This is a genomic window from Alphaproteobacteria bacterium (assembly GCA_030740435.1).
GTDB lineage: Bacteria > Pseudomonadota > Alphaproteobacteria > UBA2966 > UBA2966.
Genome location: JASLXG010000105.1, coordinates 1 through 5,534 on the forward strand (window position 1 = coordinate 1; position 5,534 = coordinate 5,534).

5 protein-coding genes are annotated in these 5,534 nt (G+C 64.7%); 3 read left to right on the plus strand and 2 right to left on the minus strand.

The window, feature by feature from the left end; all coding sequences use genetic code 11:
• The first annotated feature begins 505 nt into the window (after positions 1-505).
• From QGG75_12020 to QGG75_12030, 3 genes are all read left to right on the plus strand, one after another.
• Positions 506-1,051, plus strand: coding sequence for a hypothetical protein (locus tag QGG75_12020; protein MDP6067959.1), 546 nt, complete (start codon positions 506-508; stop codon positions 1,049-1,051).
• Between the two features lie 57 nt (positions 1,052-1,108).
• The gene (locus QGG75_12025) at positions 1,109-1,882 is read left to right on the plus strand and encodes an SDR family NAD(P)-dependent oxidoreductase (protein ID MDP6067960.1); all 774 of its coding nucleotides are present in this window, start codon (positions 1,109-1,111) and stop codon (positions 1,880-1,882) included.
• A gap of 168 nt (positions 1,883-2,050) precedes the next feature.
• Positions 2,051-2,950: an alpha/beta hydrolase gene (locus tag QGG75_12030; GenBank protein ID MDP6067961.1), complete on the plus strand. Its 900-nt coding sequence runs from the start codon at positions 2,051-2,053 to the stop codon at positions 2,948-2,950.
• Positions 2,951-3,031: 81 nt separating this feature from the next.
• Here the strand turns inward: QGG75_12030 and QGG75_12035 are convergent, their stop codons facing one another.
• Both QGG75_12035 and QGG75_12040 read right to left on the minus strand, forming a co-directional pair.
• Positions 3,032-3,346, minus strand: a complete 315-nt coding sequence (locus tag QGG75_12035; GenBank protein MDP6067962.1) for a putative quinol monooxygenase — start codon at positions 3,344-3,346, stop codon at positions 3,032-3,034.
• A 34-nt stretch (positions 3,347-3,380) separates the two neighbouring features.
• Positions 3,381-5,267, minus strand: a complete 1,887-nt coding sequence (locus QGG75_12040) for an adenylate/guanylate cyclase domain-containing protein (GenBank protein ID MDP6067963.1) — start codon at positions 5,265-5,267, stop codon at positions 3,381-3,383.
• Positions 5,268-5,534 lie beyond the last annotated feature (267 nt).

A 5,534-nucleotide genomic window follows, 5' to 3' on the forward strand; every position in this document is an offset into this window, starting at 1 on the left:
TCCCTGGCTTAGCCGGACCTCCGCCTCGCGGAGCTTGCCGATAATCTGCTCAACCGTGTGATTCTTCTTCGCCATTTTGCCCTCCTTCAAGCCAACCCAATCCTAACATCCGGGCTGGACCAGTTTTCGGGGGGCAGGCCATCGCCTGGCCGAGCTTTTCCAGCCATTTCGCCAAGTCCTCGTCCTGGCGTTCGAGGGCGCTCAGCCGGGTGGCCACGGTCGGGGTCGTTGCGTCGTCGGCGGCACGGGCGTCAAAGCCGAACGGCAGCCCTCCCGTGGCTGCAGCCGCCCACAGAACCAAGGCCAGAATCAAGGTACCGAGAGGAAACCGAAATCGCGAGGACGTCATGACAGGCCCTTCCGCGCACCCGTTCGCCCCCCGGTGAAGCCTCCCGTGCCTGATGTTAGCAAGGCTGCTGCGTAAATGCACGGTCACTCATCAGTTTGATCACCTCTTCCGGCATTCGTCGGATCGGAATAGCATGGAGACCGTGAGAACGAGCTTTTGCTCCTGCTGGGCCTAACCGTTCAATCGCAGAGCGACAAAACTTTCTCCGTCTATGTTGAAGACGATAGCTTCGCCGACCACGCCGATCAGCTCCTGCAGGAGTTTCACGATCTTCTTCTAGAGGAATGCGCGCCAGCGTTTGATACGAGGTCCCAGGAGTTTATGGCTCGCCCTGAGGCAATTGTGTTAGTGGCGCGTGAAGCCATGTATTATGGCGCCGAGAGTTTCTATCTTCACCAATTCTCGAGCTTCAGCCGGAATCGGTACCGCGACGATGCGGTATGGCTCTTGCAGAACGCAGGTATTTCCATCCGACCGACAATCGACATAGCAAATTTCATCGTTGAACGCGTCAACCTCCAGATAACGTCGGTTGGCTCTTTACGAGCTGAAGGCCGTGAGTTCAACCACTCGGATCTCACGAATAGCCTACTGATCTCGAAGGCTGGCATCCTGGGATCAGTGTGGGGAAACGGCCGCCTCGGAAGGTATTCGATCATCGCCCGAATTCCCGTATGGTTGCTCCACAAACGGATTTGTTAAGCGGCGCGAGGCGGCCCGGATCGTCCGCCCTCTCGCCTGGACCGGGGACTTGAAGCCATGAATAACCCAATGAATCTCGAAGCTCGCAACATCATCGTCACCGGTGCCGGCCAGGGCATCGGCGAGGCCGTCTCGCGCCTGGTCGTCGAGCTCGGCGGCCGCGCCATCCTGGTCGATTTGCAGGGCGACAAGGTCAAGGCATTGGCCGAGGAATTGGGCAGCGACCGGGCCCAGGCACATGTCGGCTCGGTGACGGATCCCGGCTTCGTCCAGGACATGGTGGCCCAGGCGGTCGATCAGAACGGCGTCATCCATGGTCTTGTCAACAATGCCGGCATCGTGCGGGCGGCGATGATCAACAAGATGCCGCTGGAATCCTGGCAGCAGGTCATCGACGTCAATCTCTCGGGCGTTTTCTACTGCTTGCAGGCGGTCGGCCGGCACATGTGCGAGCGCGCCGAGACCGGCGACACGAGCCCCGCTTCTATCGTCAACATTTCCTCCGACGCCGGGCGTCGCGGCACCATCGGCCAGATCAACTACGGTGCCGCCAAGTCCGGCGTCATGGGCATCACCATGAGCGCGGCCCGAGAATGGGCGGCCAAGGGCGTGCGGGTGAATTCCGTCTGCTTCGGCGTGGTGGAGACGGAAATGACCGAAACCATTCGCTCGGGTAAATTCCGCGACAGAGTCCTGGCGCAAGTTCCCATGGGCCGCTTTTCCGAAGCCGACGAGGTCTCGCCGCCGGTCTGTTTCCTGCTCTCCGATGCCGCCAGCTACATCACCGGACAGCATTTGTCGGTCAACGGCGGCTACACCATCGGTATCTGATGGGCAAAGGCCTCGCGACCGTCCGGCGACCGTCCGCGTCCCCTTAATTAAGGATTGTTAAGGCGAGCCGGGGGGATTCGGTGCCACAATTACCCGGTGCCCGGATTTGTCCTGCGGGCTACCATTTTTTTGCTCCAACCGGGTGCCAAGGTGGCCAGGGAGGCGGACATGTTCGAAGGCTTTGAGCGTGATCGACGCGAGGTCAACGGCGTCGAGATCAATTTCGTCCAACGGGGCAGCGGTCCGCCGTTGCTGCTGCTGCACGGCTATCCGCAGTCGCACGTGCTGTGGCACAAGGTGGCGCCCCGGCTGGCCGAGCACTATCGCGTGGTGGCGCCCGACATGCGCGGCTACGGCGATAGCGGCAAGCCGGCGGCTGCGCCCGGCGACCATACCGTCTACTGCAAACGCACAATGGCCCAGGACATGGTGGCGTTGTTGGATGATCTCGGCATCGAGAGCTGCCACATCGTAGGCCATGACCGGGGTGTGCGGGTGGGTCACCGCCTGGCGCTCGACCATCCCGATCGCGTCCTGAGCCTGACCTCGCTCGATGTCGTGCCCACCCAGGCGGTGTTCGACGGCATGGACGACCAGCTTGCCCTGGCCTTCTTCCACTGGGTGCTGATGCGCCAGCCGCACCCGGTGGCCGAGACGCTGATCGGCAACAGCGTGGATTTCTATTTCGATTTCATCATGGAGCGCTGGTGCGCCACGGCGGGCGCCATCACCGCGGAAGCCATGGCGGAATACCGCCGCTGTTTCTGCAATCAGGAAGCCGTCAACGCCAGCGTCGCCGAATACCGCGCCACCGAGTTGGACCTGCAACACGACGAAGCCGACTGCGGGCGCAAGCTGGAGTGCCCGGTGCTGGTGCTGTGGGGCGGCAACACGGCCAAGCGCCCGGGCTGGCAGACCGGCCGGAACATGCAGCTGCTCGAGACCTGGCGCCAGCGCGCCGTCGAGGTGCGCGGCAAGGCGCTCGACTGCGCCCACTTCGTGCCCGAGGAAAAGCCCGACGAGGTGGTCGCCGAGCTGCGGGCTTTCCTGAACGACATCGGCGGCTAGAGCGCGTCAGAATTGATCCAGGCCACACGCCCCACTCGCCAGCACCAACCAACATGCAGCCGTGGCGCCCCCCCGAGGGGGTCAGGCCGGCGACAGCACGTGAATAATCCGGCTGGCGATCAGGTCCTTGGTCTTGGCGCCGTAGGCGGCCATGTGAGGGGACGCGGCGTGGGCCTTGAGGGCATCCAGGCTCGCCCATTTTTCGATCACCACGAAGGTGTCTTCGCCCATCTCGGTCTGGAAGGCGCCGACGCCTGGGGTGTCGCTGGCGGCGCCGTATTCGATGCAGCCCTCCTCGGCGTGCACGGCCGGCACGTTGGCCTTGAAGGCGGCCAGGATGTCAGCGCGCTGGCCGGGCTTGGCGGTGATGATGGCGAGGACGTGGACCGGTTGCATGGGGCTTTTCCTTCCTGGGAATCGAAAATGCGGGCTAGCCTTCGCCGTTTTCCTTGCGCCACACCGCCTCGATGATCGGCACCGGCTCCTTGATGCCCTTCATTTCACGCTCGCCCACGGAGCGGAACTTGACGGCCCGGCCCTGGGACATATCGCGCACCACGTTGGTCACCAGGATCTGGTCGGTTTCGGCGGCATCGCAGAGCCGGGCCGAGAGCTGCACCGTGGTGCCGAAGATGTCGCCGTCTTCTTGAATCGGTTGGCCGGCGTTGATGCCGATGCGCAGATGCAGCGCCAGGCCGGGGTTGGCGATGTTGTGCTTTTCGGCTTCGTGCAGCATGGCGGCGGCGCTTTCGACGGCCATGCCGGGCTGTGGGTATGAGGCCAGGATGCCGTCGCCGGTGTGCTTGACCTCGCGGCCGCCCCTGTTCTTGATGGCGCTGCGCACGATGGCGTTGTGCACGTTGAGCAGGCGCTGGCTGGCCTCGTCGCCGTGCTCCTGGGTGTAGCTGGTGGAGCCCACGATGTCGGTAAAGAGGACGGCAATCATGCCGTCGCCCTTGCGCCGGGTGCCCGGTTTGGCCCAGCTCTCGAGGGCGTGGACGAGGAAGATGCCGATTTCGGAATCGTCTCCGCCGTCCCAATCGTCGTCGTAATCGTCGCTGGCGGGGCTGACGAGGGCGGCAGCGGGGGCGGGGGGCGCGCCGTCGCCGGCTTCGGAAATCGAGGCCTCGAGCGCCGCCTCCATGGCTTCTTTTTCGGCCCGGCGATCGAGGTCGCCGAGAAAGGAGGCCATGGCGTCGTTGCCGGCGCCGAACATGTCGGCGTAGCCGGGCTCGAGCAGGTATTCCTCGTAGCGCTGGGCGAATTTTTGGCCCCATTCGCCGGAGCGGCCCAGCGCCAGCACGCAGGGCTCGATCAATATCGCCAGGTAGCGCAGATTGATGCCGCGGGCGCGCGACAGCGCCTCGCCGCCACCGGCGAAGTAGAGCAGGCAGCCGAAGGTGGTCAGGGCATCGAGCTTGAGCCCGCTGGATTGCTGGTGGGCGTTCAGATAGGTGATGCAAAGCTCGAAGAACTTCAGCATGTCGGCCCGCGCCTCGGCCATGCGCCGGGCCGCCTCGTTGTCCTCCTCCTCGCTTTCCTTGCCCTTTTCCTTCTCCTCCTTGCCGGCCTCGGAGGCGGCCTCGGCGGCCTGGGCCAGGGTCGGCGCCTTGTCCGGCGCCGCGGCGGCTTCCTCGGCTTCCCGGGCCTTTTGCTGGCGCCCCTCGTGCTTGGACTTGAACTCCTTTTTCAGGCGCGAGGTTTCCTCATCCTCCTGGTAGGCCGGCTCGGCGGCGAAGGCGGCGGCGAAGTCGGCCCGCGAGATGGTGGCCGGCCCAAAGAGCAGCATGAAGATGACGAAGGAGATGAGGAAGACCTTGGGAGCCAGGGCCTGGCCGCCCAGAATGCCGGCCAACGAGGGCGCTCCGCCGGCCGCCTCGATGACGAACCACATGCCCCAGGCCAGCACGCCGCAGAGCACTATCAGCATGACGAATTTGTAGACCAGGGTCAGCGGCGTCGCCGTACCGGCGGGGGCCGCTGGCCGGGCCGGGATGGCGCGCGGCATGTCGTCGTCGGCCGCCGCCCGGGGCTGGCGCTTATCCTTGCCGGCGCTGGCGGGGCGGCGGCGCACGGGCATGCCGTTCAATGGCGGCACGCCGTCCTTCTTGGCGTCGCCGTAGGTCAGACTTTCCTGGGATTGCCCGGTATTGCTGTCGAGTGAATCGCGCACCACGCCGACAGCTTCGACGTTGGCGTCGGCCATCAGCGCCTTGGCCTGCTCGATGGCGGCACCGCGCTTGCCCGATTCCAGGCGCGCGTTCAAGGACCAGGTGCCCTTCTTGAGCGAATAGATCTCGAAATTGACTTCGGCCAAGGACTTCTCCCCACCGGCCCGGCGGCCCGGCGCCACGCCAATGCGGCACCCCAGACAGGAGTTTACGTCAGGCCGGCTTTTTGTAAACCCTCACCGGGCGGGCGCATCCGCGGAGTCTTGTTTAGACCCTCACCGGGCGGGCGCATCCGCGCCCTTGGCCTCCGCCCCCGTTCCGGGGGCGGCTTAGCGACGCCGTCACAGTGTGTTTTTTTGCTGCTTGGTCTTGGTGCAACGGGAGCGACCGCGACCCGCCGCTACTGCGGCGCC